Here is a 14,607-nt window from a genome sequence, read left to right as displayed (position 1 = left end):
TGCAGTCCTGGCCACGGACGCAGAACCCCCACCCCTCAGGGCAGCAGCGGTCGGCCCGATAGCCTTCGATTTCAAAGCCTCCACCGACCGATCGAGGAACCGTCCGATGGCGAACGGCAAGCCGGCCCGCTCCGAGACGAGCACGGGCACGGCGTACGGGTTCGTCGCCTACCTGCTGTGGGGCGCCTTCCCGCTGTACTTCCACGCGATCGAGCCCGTCGGCGCGTGGGAGGTGCTGGCGCACCGGGTGCTGTGGACGCTGCTCGTGTGTGCGGTCATCCTGGCGGTACGCCGGCGGATGGGCTTCGTGCGCGAGGTGCTGTCGGAGCCGCGCCGGCTGATAGCGCTCAGCATCGCCAGCCTCCTGATCGCCGCGAACTGGACGATCTACGTGCAGGCCGTGGTCACCGGCCACGTCACCGAGGCCGCGCTCGGCTACTTCCTGAACCCACTGGTCACCGTGGCGCTCGGCGTCGTCGTCCTGAAGGAACGGCTGCGGATGCTGCAGTGGGTGGCCGTCGCGATCGGCCTCGCCGCGTGCGTCTATCTCGGCATCGACTACGGCAAACCGCCGTGGATCGCTGTGAGCCTCGCCCTGTCGTTCGCCGGCTACGGACTGATGAAGAAACGGGTCGGTGGTCGCCTGACAGCGCTGGAGAGCCTCTCCTTCGAGACCGCGGTGCTCGCCCCGATCGCCGCGATCCTGCTGGTGGTGCTGACGATCCGCGGCGACTCCACCTTCACGACCGAGGGCACGAGCCACGCGGTCCTGCTGGCCGTGTCCGGCATCGTCACCGCCGTGCCGCTGCTGCTCTTCGCCGCTGCCGCGCGCCGCGTGCCGCTGGTGACGATCGGCTTGCTGCAGTTCCTCACCCCGATCCTGCAGCTCATCTGCGGGGTGGCACTGCTGGGCGAGCACATGTCGTCCGCGCGCTGGGTGGGATTCGGGATCGTGTGGATCGCCCTGGTGCTGCTCGTGATCGACTCCGTTCTGAGCGCGAGCAGAGGGCGCCGTATCGGCCGCTCGGCGGCCAGCCTCGCTGCCTGATGGAGCGGGTCTGGTACGCCGCGTACGGCTCGAACCTGTCCCGGGAACGGTTCAGCTACTACCTGGTAGGTGGCCGACCGGCCGGCGCCGCCCGCACCTACCCCGGCGCTCGCGATCGGACGCCGCCTGCCCGCGACCAGGCGCTGCTCTTGCCCGGACAGCTCTACTTCGCGTGGGAGTCGCCGACCTGGACCGGCGGAGTCGCCTTCTACGACCCGGCGGCGCGGGACGGTACGCCGGGCGTCGCGGCGCGCGCGTACCTGCTGTCCGTGCGGCAGTTCAGTGACGTCGCCGCGCAGGAGATGCACCGCCCACCCGGCGAGGAGGTCGATGTCGCGGGACTGCTCGCGCACGCACCGGTGGCGACGCTCGGCCCCGGCCGGTACGAGACGCTGCATCGCGTCGCAGAGCTCGAGGGGCTTCCCGTCGTGACGTTCTCCGCGCCCTGGTCGATCGAGACCGCGCCGCTCAACGCGCCCAGCACGGCGTACCTGCGCAGGATCGCGGACGGCCTGCGCGAGGCGCACGAATGGTCGACGGATGAGGTCTGCGACTACCTGCTCGCCTGCCCTGGCATGCGGCCCACCTGGGACCGCGAGTCCCTGGCGCGATCGACCGGGTAGCGCCGCGCTTCGTCACCGCCATTCGAGGAGTTCGAAGGCCTCACCGCCGGCCGGCAGCTCGTCCAGCAGGGGTCGGAAGTGCGGATCGGTGTCATGGCCATCGAACGAGATGGCGGCGATGTCGTCCTCGGCGAGCGACAGCAGACTGTCCCGGACGCACGCACGCAGCAGCACCAGCCCGTCGACCTCGCTGCGCTCACGACACTCGGCCACCACCACGGGCTCCGGCTCGTCTGCGAAGACGAAGGCAGCGGCCCTGATACGGCTCCCACCTACGACCCTGGTATGCACGAGGTCGACCTCGTCGGAGAAGTCCGCGAGCAGGTGCGCCGCGAAACCCGGCGCCACGGGAGCCCAGTCGGCGTGCATCCACTCGTAGATGTCGATCCACGCTGCGCGCAGTTCGCAGAGGTCGACGGCAGTACCCGCGACGGTCGCCACGGGCGAGCTGATGAGCCGCCTGGCGTCGGCCGTCCGCACCCGTTCGGGCGGGCAGGTCTGGTACGCGTGCGCACCCAGACCTCGCGCGAAGCGGGCGGCCTCTGAGGAGACGAACCCACGTGAGCACAGTGGCTTGGAGTCGGCGCGCAGGTCCGACAGGAACATCGCGATGCTGCGACCCAAGCCACGGCGGCGGAACTGCGGCGCCACCATGACCTCCACCCAGTACCGGTCGTCGTGGACGCGGCTGGTGAAGAGACGCCCCGCTGCCACGACCGCGCCGTTCTCCGTGCCCACGACCGCACGGGTGGCCTCGTCGCGCCAGCGGTCCGCGCGCAGGTCGATGCCCACGAGCCAGTCCGGTGCCGCTGTCACATCGCCGTCGGTCGCCAACCGGATGTCCACCACCCCATCCTGGACCGCCGGGAGGGGCAGCGACGTGATCCGGCGGCACGATCACTGGGGGCACAAGGGTGTCCGCCCGACGCCGGCGGTGGCATCCTGAGCCGATGGAGACGCTCTACGACGCCGCCGGCGGGACGGCGGGGCTGACCCGACTGGCGCAGACCTGGCACGAGCGGGTCATGGCCGACGAGGTCGTGGCCCACGCCTTCAGCCATGGGTACCGACCCGACCACACCGGACGGCTCGCGGCGTACTGGGCGGAGGCGCTCGGTGGCCCCGCGTCGTACACCGGCACGTACGGCGACGAGACTTACGTGCGCCGGCTGCACGCGGGCCAGGGGCAGCACGATGACATGGACCAGCGCGCGATCGCCTGTTTCGACCAGGCCCTCGCCGACACCGGTCTGACGCAGGATCCCCGCCTCGCCGGTGCCCTGCACGACTACTTCGCGTGGGCGACCACGACCACGATGGCGAACTACCCCCGCAGCGCGGACGACGTACCCGCGGCGCTGGGGCTGCCGCGATGGACCTGGGACGGCCTGCAGGAAGCCCAGTAAGACGTCGCCGCTTGGTGACCGGCGGGGCACGCCGGCATGGGATCAACCCCACGGACTAGGAGCATCGTGTTCGCCAGCACAACCGCCACGGACGCCGAACGGGCGGTCCCCCGCCCCGGGGATGACCTGGTCGCGCCCGCCGACGTGACCATGGACCGCGCCTTCACGCTCGACGCGCCACCACAGATCGTCTGGCCCTGGCTGGTGCAGCTCGGGAAGGCTCGAGCCGGTTGGTATCTCCCGCGGTCGGTCGAGCGCTTCGTGCCGCCCGGCCGACGCGCCGCGCGCCGCATCCTGCCGCAGTGGCAGGCCCTCGCCGTTGGGGAGGTCATCCCCGACTACGGCGGCAAGAACGAGACGTTCCGGGTCGAGCAGCTGCAACGACCGGCATCCATCGTCTACACGTCGCAGCGAGGGAGGACGACGGTGAGCTGGTCGATCACGCTCGAGCCGGACTCGGACGACGTCTCGCGCCGCACCCGGGTCTTCCTGCGTCTGTGTGCGGCGCCGGTGCGGCGCAAGCGCCTGATGGAGACCGGTGGGGAGTTCTTCGACGCGTTGACCGTGGCCCTGATGGTCGCCGGCCTGCGCGAGCGGCTCGCCGAAGCCTCGGTTGTCAGCGGATCTCTGGCGCCGACATCACGAGGACGCTGACAATCGGGACACCCCTCCACGGTTGTCAGCGGATCTCTGGCGCCGACACCACGAGGACGCTGACAATCGGGCGGCGTCAGCCGAGGACGCGCTCCAGATAGGGATTGCTGAACACCCGCCGGGGGTCCAACGTGTCGCGCAACTGCACGAAATCGTCGAATCGCGGGTACCTGGAACGAAGTTCGTCGGCGTCCAGATCGTGCATCTTGCCCCAGTGCGGCCGGGCGTCGTGGTCGCGCAGCATCGCCCAGAACGCCTCGAAGTACGCGCGGTGGTCGCGCCGGTGGTACTGGTGCACCGCGACGTACCCCGTCTCGCGCCCGTACGCCGTCGACAGCCACAGGTCGTCGGCCGCGGCGAACCGCACCTCGACGGGGAACGGGATCCGTGCATCGTGCCGGTCGCACCAGGTGTGCAGCTGACGCAGCAGCTCCGGCACCGAGGCCCGGGGCACGCTGTACTCGCTCTCCCGGAAGCGCACCGTGCGCCGCGTGGCGAAGACGTCGTACGACGTGTCGGTGTAGGTGCGTGCGGACAGCGCCCGCGCGGCGACCTGGTTCGCGGCCGGAGTGAGACGCGGCGCGCGGGTGAGCAGGCGGTTCACTCCCTCGAAGAGAGTGTTCGACAGCAGATCGTCGTCGAGCCGCGCCCGCCAGGTGGGCAGCGGATCGCGGGCACCGGCATCGAGCACTCGCGTGTTCGTCTTCGTCTGCACCCGGTCGGTGTGCGGAAACCAGTAGAACTCGAAATGGTCTGTCGTGTCGACGGTTTCGTCGAGTGACTCGAGCACGGAGTCGAGCGCGTCCGGCTGCTCGTGCGCGCGCAACAGGAACGACGGCACGCACTGGATCTGCAGCGCCGTCACGATCCCCAGCGCCCCGAGCGACAGCGCGACACCGCCCCACTCCGGGTCGCCGCGGTCGTACCGTCGTACCTCCCCGTCCGCCGTCACCAGCTCCACCCCGGTCAGTTGTCCGGCGAGACCGGTGTACGCCGCGCCCGTCCCGTGGGTGCCCGTCGAGACCGCCCCGGCGACGGTCTGCCGGTCGATGTCACCCATGTTGGTCAGCGCCAGTCCTTCGCCGGCGAGCAGCGGCCCGAGCACGTGCAGCGGCGTGCCGGCGCCGACCCACACTCGTCCGCTCCCTCGCTCGACCGACAGCAGGCCGCTCAGCCGATCCACCCGCACCAGCACGTCGGTGGCCTCGGCGATGGCGGTGAACGAGTGGCCGGACCCGACCACCTTGAGCGCTCCCCCGGCGGCACCCGTCGTACGGCACAGATCCTGCGCGTGCCGTACGTCGCGCACCATCACCTCGGTGCGAGGCCTTGCACGCACGGTGCCTGCCCAGTTCGTCCAGACCCTCATGCTCTCTTCGTCCTTCCGAGTGGCAGACATATCTTCCGAGCGGCGTACTTACAACTGCGCCACTCGACACATATGTATGCCACTCGGCGGGTGGGTGTGGTGCGCCTTGGCCGAAACCGCCAACCGTCAGCCGAAGCTGTGGCCCTCACCCCGGTAGGTCGGCACGCGTTGCACAACCGCGCCGTTCCGCACCAGCAGCAGCTCGTCGAACCGCTCGCACATCTCGCCCGCCTTCGCGTACCGGAACCACACGGGATCCCCCACCCGCAGCGATCGCGCATCCGGGCCGCGCAACGGGGTCTGCACCTCGCCGGCACCCTCCTGCCCGAAGTACGAAAGGCCCTCCGGATGAACGGGTCTCGGCACGCGCGACTTCGAGGCCGGACCGGAGGCGACGTACCCGCCCGCGAAGGTCACCGCCACCGAAGGCGACGGCTTGCGCACCACGGGCGACACGAAATACGCCGCCGGCGTCAGGCCGCTGTCGTCGTAGGAATCGAAGAGGGTCGGGGTGAACAGGCCCGACCCCGCGGCGATCTCGGTGACGGACGGGTCGCGTCGGGTGACGGCGATGCTCCCCGTGCCACCGCCGTTGACGAACTCCAGGGGCGAGATCGCCGCGACGGCCCGCGCGATCGCGACCCGTCGCGGAAGCAACTGCGCCAACGAACGCTGCTTCATGGCCCGTACGACGCGGCTACTGTCGGGCACCCCGGCGACCTGCGCCTCGTAGAACATCAGCCCCACCAGCCGCACCCCTGGGGTGTTCGCGATGGTCCGGGCGAGACGGCACACCTCGGCCTCGGTATGCACACTCGAGCGGTGCACGCCCAGGTGCAGCCGACCGATCCGCAGCGACGCGTCCACGTCGATGCACACCCGCAAGGGGGTCGTGCCGGCCGCGGCCGCGAGCATCGCCACATGCTCCGGCAGGTCGACCATGAACGTCACCTGCTCGGCCACCGAGGGCGAACCGGCTACGGCAGCAATGGTCTCGGTGTCGACGGTCGGATATCCGATCACCACGTCCCGCACCCCCCAGGACACCAGCCACGCGGCCTCGGCCGCGGAGTAGGCGAGCACGCCGGAGAAGCCGGGCGACTGCAAAGCCCGGTCGATCAACGCGCGACAGCGCACCGACTTCGAGGCCAGCCGCAAGGGCCGGCCCTGCGCGCGCGCCACCATCGCGGCGAGATTCGCGTCGAACGCGTCGAGGTCGACCACCGCCGTCGGAGCCACCGGCGCGGGCACCGACGACCACAGGTCGCCGCCCGGCAGAGCCTGCTCCATCCGGACACGCCCCACCTGTGGGCGGGTGGGCTCGTGCGCGGACATCAGGGTCAGGCCGTGCGGCCGGCCACGGAGATCGGAAGCATGCGCAGAGCTCGTACGGCGTCGCCGTCGGGCAGATCCTGGAGCAGATCGACCGCCTCCGTCGCCACGGCCATCGTGTGGTCGCGTGCCTGCTGCATCGCCTTATGCGCTCGCAGCAGGCCGAGCGCCTCGTCCAGCTCGGCCGCGTCCGTGATCGGGCGCGACAACAAGTGCTGCAGCCGCGCGTCGTCAGGGTCGGCCGACGCCCGCACGTAGAGGACCGGCAGCGTGGTGACGCCCTCGCGCAGGTCCGTGCCGGCCTTCTTGCCGGACTCCTCCTGGTCGGAGGTGATGTCGAGCAGGTCGTCGGACAGCTGGAAGACCATGCCCAGCAGCTCGCCGTACCGCACCACGAGCTCGATCGTCGCGGCAGGTACGTCGCCGAAGATGCCCCCGTAGCGCGCCGCGGTCGAGATCAGCGACCCGGTCTTGTCCTCCAGCACCCGCAGGTAGTAAGCCATCGGATCCTGACCCTCCGGCGCCTGCCGGTCGTCCTCGATCTGGCCGGCGCACAACCGCACGAAGGTGTCGGCCTGGATCCGCACCGCCTCGGCGCCGAGGCCCGCGACCAGCTGCGAGGCCCGCCCGAAGAGCAGGTCGCCGATGAGGATCGCGGTCGAGTTGTCGTAGGCGACGTTGGCCGCGGTCACCCCGCGGCGCAGGGTCGCCTCGTCCATCACGTCGTCGTGGTAGAGCGAGGCGAGGTGGGTCAGCTCGACGCCCGCGGCGGCGTCGACGACGCGCTCGTTGCAGCCGGAGCCGAGCTCGCTGACGAGCAGCGTCAGCAGCGGCCGGAACCGTTTGCCGCCCGCGTCCAGCAGGTGCCGGGAGGCGCCGGCGATGAACGGCTCGTCGTGCCGCAGCACCTCACGGAGCCGCTGGTCGACCAGTTCCAATCCGTCGTTCAGGCGTTGGTCGAACGCGCTGTCGAGGCCGGGTACGACGCTCACGCGAGCGACCTCATCGCATGAACTGCGAGTAGTTGTGCGCCATGTCCAGCAGCGGCGTCGGGAAGACGCCGAGGGCCACGGTGAGCACGGCCGCCACGGTCACGGCGATGCCGGTCAGCGCCGACGGGGTGAGCACGACGGTGTCGCCGGTGGGCTCGGAGAAGTACATGAGCACGATGACCCGCACGTAGACGAACGCCGCCACGGCGCTGAAGATCACGCCGATCAGCGCCAGCCAGGTGCCGCCGTGACCGACGGCCGCGGAGAAGATCGCGTACTTCGCGGTGAAGAGGGAGGTCAGCGGGATCCCGGCGAAGGCGATCATCATCAGGGCCATCAGCGCCGCGACGACCGGACTGGTCTTGCCCAGGCCGGCCCACTGCGACAGGTGGGTCGCCTCGTTACCGCCCGAGCGCACCATCGCGACCAGCGCGAAGGCGGCGATCGTGGCGAACCCGTAGGTGATGACGTAGACGATCGTGCCGGACACGGCCTGCCGGTCGAGCGCGACGACGCCGACCAGGATGAAACCCGCCTGGGTGATCGAGCTGTACGCGAGCAGCCGCTTGATGTCCGTCTGGGTCACCGAGAGCACGGCGCCGACGACCATCGTGAGGATCGCGACGACCACGACGATCGGCTGCCAGTTCCACTTCATCCCGGGGAAGGCGACGTAGAAGACGCGCAGGAACGCACCGAACGCCGCGACCTTGGTGCAGGCGGCCATGAATCCGGCCACCGGGGTCGGCGCACCCTGGTACGCGTCCGGCGTCCAGGAGTGGAAGGGCACGGCGCCGATCTTGAAGAGCAGGCCGACGGCGACCAGGAAGATGCCGGGGATCAGGATCCCGTCCCGACCGCTGCCCGCCGAGACGGCCGCCGCGATCGTGCCGAAGTTCAGCGACCCGGCGTACCCGAAGACGAGGGCGGCGCCGAAGAGGAAGAACGCCGAGGAGAACGCGCCGAGGAGGAAGTACTTCATCGACGCCTCCTGCGACAGCAGGCGGCGACGCCGGGCCAGGCCGGTGAGGATGTAGAGCGGCAGCGACAGCACCTCGAGCGCGATGAAGACCGTGAGCAGGTCACCCGCCGCGGGGAAGAGCATCATGCCGCCGACCGCGAAGAGCACCAGCGGGAAGACCTCCGTGGAGGTCGCGCCGAGGCGCACCGCGTTGGTCTCCATCGGCGACCCGGGCACCGACGCACCGGACTGGGTGAAGGCGTCGATCGAGGGGGTGTCGAACCGCTCGGCCATCACCAGCACCGCGAGGAAGGACAGCACCAGCACGGTCCCCTGGAACATCAGGGCCGGTCCGTCGATGACGACCGATCCACCGGCGGTGACCGCCTTGTGGTCGCGGGCGCTGAAGATCAGCGTGAGGAACGCGGCGAGCAGCCCGAGCAGCGTGACGGCCACCTGGACGACGTACCGCAACCTGCGCGGCACGAACGCCTCGATCACGACACCGAGCATCGCGACGCCGAAGATCACCAGCATCGGTACGACGGCGGCGTACTCGATCTTGGTCTGGGAGAAGCCGGTGGCGGCGGCGATCACTTCGAGTTCACCTGACTAGTCGGGACGCTGGGCGCCGGGTCGTGCATGTGGACCAGATTCATCGTGACGTTCGTGGCGGGACGCAGCACATCGAGTACCGGCTTGGGGTAGAAGCCCAGCGCGACGATGATCGCCACGAGGACACCCGCGACGACCCGCTCGCGCAGGTCGAGGTCGGGTACGGCGAGCACCCGTCCGCACGGCGCGGTGTGCCCGGCGGACGCGTGGTCCTCGTTCGCACCCTGCTCGGAGCGCGTGCCGGAGTCACCGTGCACCGAGGCGTGCGAGCCGTCGTCGTCACCGGCCTGCGTGGCGACGCTGCCGCCACCGGCGGGTACGAGCTCGCCCGCGCGACCGTCGCCTCCACCGTGTTCTCCATGACCGCCGTCACCGGACTCGTCCGCCAGCGGCGCCGGCCCGGTGAAGACGTTCTTGTAGAGCAGCAGCACGTAGAGCGCGGCGAGGATGACACCGAGGGCGGCGACGCCACCGGCGACCTTGTAGCGCTGGAAGGTGCCGACCATCACCAGGAACTCGGAGATGAACGAGTTCATCCCGGGCAGGGAGAGTGCGGACAGCCCGGCGATCAGGAAGACGCCGGCGAGCATCGGGGTGACCCGCTGCCAGCCGCCGTAGTCGCGGATGTCGCGGCTGCGACCCCGGGCGACCAGGAAGCCGCCGAAGAGGAAGAGCGCCGCGGTCGTGAAGCCGTGGTTGACCATGTAGAGGTCGGACCCGGCCTGCGAGGTCGTCGTCATGGCGAAGATCCCGAGCACGATGAAGCCGAAGTGGCTCACCGAGGTGTAGGCGATCAGGCGCATCATGTCGGTCTGCCCGATCGCGACGAGCGCGCCGTAGATGATCGAGATCAGTGCGAGCACGATGATCACCGGCGTGGCCCACTTGCTGGCCTCGGGGAACATCTGCAGGCAGAACCGGATCATCCCGAAGGTGCCGACCTTGTCGAGCACACCCACGAGGAGTACGGCGGTGGCCGGGCGCCCCTCGGACGCGGCGTCGGGCAGCCAGGTGTGCACCGGCCACATCGGCGCCTTCACCGCGAACGCGAAGAAGAAGCCGAGGAAGAGCCAGCGACCCGGCCAGGTGCCGAGGTGCAGCCCGGTGAGGTTGGACAGCAGGAAGCCCTGGTGCCCGCCCGGACCGTAGTTGTAGAGCGCGATGACGGCGATCAGCATCACGAAGCCGCCGAGCAGGCTGAAGAGCAGGAACTTCACTGCCGCGTACTGCCGGCGGGCGCCGCCGTAGGACCCGATCAGGAAGTAGACCGGGATCAGCATCGCCTCGAAGAAGACGTAGAAGAGGAAGACGTCGGTGGCGGAGAAGACCCCGACCATGAACGTCTCCAGCACCAGCATCAGCGCGAAGTAGTTCTGCATCCGGCGGGTGCCGTCGGCGGGCACGTCGCGCCACGCCGCGAGCAACGAGACGGGCACGAGCACGAGGCTCATCAGGATCAGCGCGAGCGCGAGACCGTCGATGCCGACCTGGTAGGAGACGCCGAACTGGCGGATCCACTCGTGCGTCTCGACGAACTGGAACTGCTGCTTGGTGGTTCCGCCCTTGTACTGGGTCCACATCGCGATGCCGACGACCAGCGTGGCCACGGAGCCGACCAGGGCGACCGGCCGGGCCGCGCGACCCGCGACGCCGGTGGGCAGCGCGAAGACGACGACCGCGGTCACCAGGGGGATCAGGCCGAGCACCGTCAGCCAGGGAAAGCTCGAAGTCATCACTGCACCACCCAGACCACACCGAGGATCGCGACGACGCCCACCAGCATGGTGAGCGCGTACGTCCGCACGAAACCGTTCTGCGCCCGCTTGACCCGGGCCGACGTACCGCCGATCGCGGCCGCCAGACCACCGGAGGCGCCGTCGACGCCGCGGTTGTCGGCGAAGACCAGCGCACGCGTCAGGTACAGACCCGGACGCTGGAACACCGCCTCGTTGAGGTCGTCCTGCCCGAGGTCGCGGCGCGCGGCCTGGGTCGCGATCGACCCGACCGGCGGGGTGACCGGCACCTCGTCACGCCAGTAGCGCAACCAGGCCAGCGCCACACCCCCCGCGACCAGCAGGAAGGTGATGATCATCAGCAGCGCGGAGGGAATCTTGGAGGCTCCTTCGGTGTGCCCGGTCACCGGCTCCAGCCAGTGCTGGATGATGCCCGTCGGGCCGAGGATGAGACCGAGGAACGCCGATCCGACGGCCAGGATCATCATCGGGACGGTCATGGTCAACGGCGACTCGTGCGGGTGCACGTCGTCGGTCCAGCGGCGCTTGCCGTGGAAGACCATGAAGAACAGTCGCGACATGTAGAACGCGGTGATGCCGGCGGCGATCAGGGCCGTGAGGCCGAACACCCAGGGACGCCAGCCCTCTCCGACGAACGCCGCCTCGATGATCTTGTCCTTGGACCAGAAGCCGGACAGCAGCGGGAAGCCGATGATGGCGAGGAAGCCGAGCCCGAAGGTCACCCAGGTGATCTTCATGACCCCGGACAGGCCGCCGAAGCGTCGCATGTCGACCTGGTCGTTCATCCCGTGCATCACCGAGCCGGCGCCGAGGAACATGCCGGCCTTGAAGAAGCCGTGGGTCACCAGGTGGAAGATCGCGAAGACGTAGCCGACCGGGCCGAGCCCGGCGGCCAGGATCATGTAGCCGATCTGGCTCATGGTGGAGGCGGCCAGCGCCTTCTTCATGTCGTCCTTGGCGCAGCCGACGATCGCACCGAACATCAAAGTGATCGCCCCGACGATGCAGACCGCGAGGCGCGCGTTCGGTGCCGCGTCGAAGATGACGTGGCTGCGCACGATCAGGTAGACGCCGGCGGTGACCATGGTCGCGGCGTGGATCAGCGCGGAGACCGGCGTGGGACCGGCCATCGCGTCGCCCAGCCAGGACTGCAGCGGGAACTGCGCGGACTTGCCGCACGCCCCGATCAGCAGGAAGAGACCCATCCAGGTCAGCGACGTCTGGCTCGCGTGCGGCGCCGCGGCGAAGACGCCGTCGAAGTCGAGCCGGCCGAACGTCAGGTACATGGTGAAGAGGGCCAGCAGCATGCCGACGTCACCGACGCGGTTGACGACGAACGCCTTGTTGGCCGCCGTCGCGTACGCCGGGTTCCAGTTCCAGAAGCCGATGAGCAGGTACGACGCGAGGCCGACGCCCTCCCAGCCGACGAACAGACCCACGAAGGAGTCCGCCAGCACCAGCGTCAGCATCGCGGCGACGAAGAGGTTGAGGTAGGCGAAGAACCGGCGGCGGTCCGGGTCGTGCTCCATGTAGCCCAGCGAGTACACGTGTATCAGCGTGCCGACGAAGGTGATCAGCATGACGAAGGTCAGCGACAGCTGGTCGACCCGCAGCCCGGCCGCCACGTGCAGCGAGCTCGTGTCGATCCAGTCGAAGAGGTGCACGTGGCTCTTGATGCCGCGGTCTTGCGTCGACATGCCGCGGGTGTGCAGCAGCATGATCAGGCCGAGCACGAACGAGGCGCCGGACAGGCACACGGCGAGCAGCGGGCCGACCTTGTCCAGCGCCTTCCCGCCCACCATCAGCAGAGCGGCACCGAGCAACGGCAGCGCGATGATCAGCCACGCGTACTGGTTGATGCCGGTGGCGGCGGTTGTGACCGCACCGGGATCGGACGAGGGAAGACTCCCCACCAAGGACAGCAAGAGCAGGCTCCCTTACAACTTCAACAGGTTCGCGTCGTCGACCGAGGCCGACCGGCGAGCACGGAAGATGGACATGATGATCGCCAGACCGACGACGACCTCGGCGGCGGCCACGACCATCACGAACAACGCGATGACCTGACCTTCCAGCGAGCCGTAAATCCGCGCGAAGGTCACGAACATCAGGTTGGCGGCGTTGAGCATCAGCTCCACGCCCATGAAGACGATGATGGCGTTACGCCGCAGCAGCACCGTGGCGGAGCCGATGCTGAAGAGCACCACCGACAGGTAGAGGTAGACCTCGACGCTCATCGCTGCTCCCCTCGGTTGGCGTCGGACATATCGCCGGCCTCTGTCTCGATCTCCTTGCTGACCGCGACCTGGGTGTCCGCGCCGTAGACCTGACCGCGGGCCTTGAGCACCCGGTTGATCGACAGGTCGCTGGGGGTGCCGTCGGGCAGCAGCGCCGGGGTGTCCACGGCGTTGTGCCGCGCGTAGACACCGGGCGCGGGTAGACCGGCCACGTTGACGCCCTCACGGATCCGCCGGCGCGACCAGTCGGCCTGGCTCGCCTTGGGCGTGAGCCGCTCGCGGTGTGCCAGGATCATGGCGCCGATCGCCGCGGTGATGAGCAGTGCGGAGGTGACCTCGAAGGCCCACACGTAGCGGCCGAAGATCAGCTGGGCGATGCCGCCGACGTTGCCGCCCTGTGCGGCGTTCGCGGCGTCCAGGCCCTTGCCGGTGGCGAACGTCGCCTTGCTCACCCCGGAGACCAGCAGCGCGATCAGCGCCAGCGAGAGCAGCAGCCCCGCGACCTTCTGACCGCGGATGGTCTCCACGAGGGAGTCGGAGGAGTCGACGCCGACCAGCATGACGACGAAGAGGAACAGCATCATCACCGCGCCGGAGTAGACGAAGATCTGGATGATCCCCAGGAACTCGGCCTGCTCGGCGATGTAGAAGACGCCCAGCATGATCATGCACAGCGCCATGCCCATCGCCGCGTGCACGGCCTTGCGGGCGAAGAGCAACGCAAGGGCGCCGACCACGGACAGCGGTGCGCCGAAGAAGAACAGCGTGGACTCGGCCCCGCCCAGGTGCATCATTTCTTGGTCTCCGAGTCGAGCAGGGCGCGGTCCATCGGACCGTCGCCGTCCGGTCCCTTGTCGGGGCCGCCCTGGGCCACCGGGTGGTGCGGTCCCCCACCGGGCCCCTTGGTCTGGTCCGGTCCGCGGTCCTCGACCGCGACGTTCGGCTCGCCGGTGACCGACGCGGACTCCGACGGGGTGCCCTCGTCGCGCATGGCCGGATCGAACTCGTCCTGCCGGGCCGCGGCGTGGTGGTCGGCGTTCTGCTCGACCCACTCGCGCTGCGCGGGGGTCGCACCGTTGACCTTGCCCTGGTAGTAGTCGCGCTCCTCCATGCCGTCGGCCATCGGGTGCGGCGCGGGCAGCATGCCCTGCTGGATCGGGGCCAGCAGCTGGTCCTTGGTGAAGATGAGGTCGGCGCGGTTGTTGTCGGCCAGCTCGTACTCGTTGGTCATCGTGAGCGCCCGGGTCGGGCACGCCTCGATGCACAGGCCGCAGAAGATGCAGCGCAGGTAGTTGATCTGGTAGACGCGGCCGTAGCGCTCACCGGGCGAGAACCGCTCCCCCGTGGCGTCCAGGTTGTTCGCACCCTCGACGAGGATCGCGTCCGCGGGGCAGGCCCAGGCGCACAGCTCGCAGCCGACGCACTTCTCCAGCCCGTCGGGATGCCGGTTGAGCTGGTGACGGCCGTGGAACCGCGGCTGGGTGGGCCGCTTCTCCTCGGGGTACTCCTCGGTCGCCACCTTGCGGAACATCGTCGAGAAGGTGACACCGAAACCGGCCACCCCGGCGAAGATGCCGGGACGCTCGGGCTTGGCGGGCGGCACGCTGGCGTGCGCG

At 69.4% G+C, this 14,607-nt stretch carries 13 protein-coding genes and 1 pseudogene; 4 read left to right on the top strand and 10 right to left on the bottom strand.

The window, feature by feature from the left end; genetic code table 11:
• Window positions 1–106 precede the first annotated feature (106 nt).
• Together rarD and J4030_RS08325 are read left to right on the top strand one after the other, a co-directional pair.
• Window positions 107–1,048 carry an EamA family transporter RarD gene (rarD, locus tag J4030_RS08330; RefSeq protein WP_208048762.1) on the top strand — a complete coding sequence of 314 codons (942 nt, stop codon included), beginning with the start codon at window positions 107–109 and terminating at the stop codon, window positions 1,046–1,048.
• Window positions 1,048–1,671 carry a histone deacetylase gene (locus J4030_RS08325; protein ID WP_208048761.1) on the top strand — a complete coding sequence of 208 codons (624 nt, stop codon included), beginning with the start codon at window positions 1,048–1,050 and terminating at the stop codon, window positions 1,669–1,671. Before rarD ends, J4030_RS08325 begins: the two co-directional genes overlap by 1 nt.
• Window positions 1,672–1,683: 12 nt before the next feature.
• Here the strand turns inward: J4030_RS08325 and J4030_RS08320 are convergent, their stop codons facing one another.
• Entirely contained in the window at window positions 1,684–2,517 is an 834-nt protein-coding gene (locus J4030_RS08320) for a GNAT family N-acetyltransferase (RefSeq protein WP_208048760.1), read from the bottom strand.
• Between the two features lie 104 nt (window positions 2,518–2,621).
• Here J4030_RS08320 and J4030_RS08315 point away from each other — a divergent pair, with 104 nt between their 5' ends.
• Both J4030_RS08315 and J4030_RS08310 read left to right on the top strand, forming a co-directional pair.
• Entirely contained in the window at window positions 2,622–3,077 is a 456-nt protein-coding gene (locus J4030_RS08315) for a group II truncated hemoglobin (RefSeq protein ID WP_208048759.1), read from the top strand.
• Window positions 3,078–3,143: 66 nt separating this feature from the next.
• A complete protein-coding gene (locus tag J4030_RS08310) occupies window positions 3,144–3,731 on the top strand; it encodes a hypothetical protein (RefSeq protein ID WP_208048758.1) in 588 nt (195 codons plus the stop codon).
• Between the two features lie 76 nt (window positions 3,732–3,807).
• Here the strand turns inward: J4030_RS08310 and J4030_RS08305 are convergent, their stop codons facing one another.
• The 9 genes and pseudogenes from J4030_RS08305 to nuoI all read right to left on the bottom strand — a co-directional run.
• Entirely contained in the window at window positions 3,808–5,100 is a 1,293-nt protein-coding gene (locus tag J4030_RS08305) for a D-arabinono-1,4-lactone oxidase (RefSeq protein WP_279538119.1), read from the bottom strand.
• A 126-nt stretch (window positions 5,101–5,226) separates the two neighbouring features.
• Entirely contained in the window at window positions 5,227–6,390 is a 1,164-nt protein-coding gene (locus J4030_RS08300; RefSeq protein ID WP_243763059.1) for an alanine racemase, read from the bottom strand.
• A gap of 50 nt (window positions 6,391–6,440) precedes the next feature.
• Entirely contained in the window at window positions 6,441–7,424 is a 984-nt protein-coding gene (locus J4030_RS08295) for a polyprenyl synthetase family protein (RefSeq protein WP_208048755.1), read from the bottom strand.
• Between the two features lie 10 nt (window positions 7,425–7,434).
• Window positions 7,435–8,922: an NADH-quinone oxidoreductase subunit NuoN gene (nuoN, locus tag J4030_RS08290; RefSeq protein ID WP_243763067.1), complete on the bottom strand. Its 1,488-nt coding sequence runs from the start codon at window positions 8,920–8,922 to the stop codon at window positions 7,435–7,437.
• Between the two features lie 56 nt (window positions 8,923–8,978).
• Window positions 8,979–10,733 carry an NADH-quinone oxidoreductase subunit M gene (locus J4030_RS08285; protein WP_208048753.1) on the bottom strand — a complete coding sequence of 585 codons (1,755 nt, stop codon included), beginning with the start codon at window positions 10,731–10,733 and terminating at the stop codon, window positions 8,979–8,981.
• Complete coding sequence (gene nuoL / locus J4030_RS08280; protein ID WP_374221985.1) at window positions 10,733–12,679, bottom strand: NADH-quinone oxidoreductase subunit L; 1,947 nt, start codon at window positions 12,677–12,679, stop codon at window positions 10,733–10,735. Before nuoL ends, J4030_RS08285 begins: the two co-directional genes overlap by 1 nt.
• A gap of 12 nt (window positions 12,680–12,691) precedes the next feature.
• Entirely contained in the window at window positions 12,692–12,991 is a 300-nt protein-coding gene (nuoK, locus tag J4030_RS08275) for an NADH-quinone oxidoreductase subunit NuoK (protein WP_208048752.1), read from the bottom strand.
• Window positions 12,988–13,785, bottom strand: a complete 798-nt coding sequence (locus J4030_RS08270; protein WP_208048751.1) for an NADH-quinone oxidoreductase subunit J — start codon at window positions 13,783–13,785, stop codon at window positions 12,988–12,990. Before J4030_RS08270 ends, nuoK begins: the two co-directional genes overlap by 4 nt.
• A 230-nt stretch (window positions 13,786–14,015) precedes the next feature.
• Window positions 14,016–14,594 (bottom strand): annotated as a pseudogene (nuoI, locus tag J4030_RS08265) (NADH-quinone oxidoreductase subunit NuoI); the annotation flags it as partial.
• Window positions 14,595–14,607: the final 13 nt, after the last annotated feature.

Source organism: Allobranchiibius sp. CTAmp26 (assembly GCF_017565405.1).
Classification (GTDB): domain Bacteria; phylum Actinomycetota; class Actinomycetes; order Actinomycetales; family Dermatophilaceae; genus Allobranchiibius.
This window is presented reverse-complemented; position numbering and strand designations above follow the sequence as displayed.

Bases quoted from the DNA above. Each gene is read 5' to 3' on its own strand.
- rarD (WP_208048762.1), top strand. From the start codon at position 107: ATGGCGAACGGCAAGCCGGCCCGCTCCGAGACGAGCACGGGCACGGCG.
- J4030_RS08325 (WP_208048761.1), top strand. From the start codon at position 1,048: ATGGAGCGGGTCTGGTACGCCGCGTACGGCTCGAACCTGTCCCGGGAA.
- J4030_RS08315 (WP_208048759.1), top strand. From the start codon at position 2,622: ATGGAGACGCTCTACGACGCCGCCGGCGGGACGGCGGGGCTGACCCGA.
- J4030_RS08305 (WP_279538119.1), bottom strand. From the start codon at position 5,100: ATGAGGGTCTGGACGAACTGGGCAGGCACCGTGCGTGCAAGGCCTCGC.
- J4030_RS08300 (WP_243763059.1), bottom strand. From the start codon at position 6,390: ATGGAGCAGGCTCTGCCGGGCGGCGACCTGTGGTCGTCGGTGCCCGCG.
- nuoN (WP_243763067.1), bottom strand. From the start codon at position 8,922: ATGCTGGTGATCTTCGGCGTCGCGATGCTCGGTGTCGTGATCGAGGCG.
- J4030_RS08285 (WP_208048753.1), bottom strand. From the start codon at position 10,733: ATGACTTCGAGCTTTCCCTGGCTGACGGTGCTCGGCCTGATCCCCCTG.
- nuoK (WP_208048752.1), bottom strand. From the start codon at position 12,991: ATGAGCGTCGAGGTCTACCTCTACCTGTCGGTGGTGCTCTTCAGCATC.
- J4030_RS08270 (WP_208048751.1), bottom strand. From the start codon at position 13,785: ATGATGCACCTGGGCGGGGCCGAGTCCACGCTGTTCTTCTTCGGCGCA.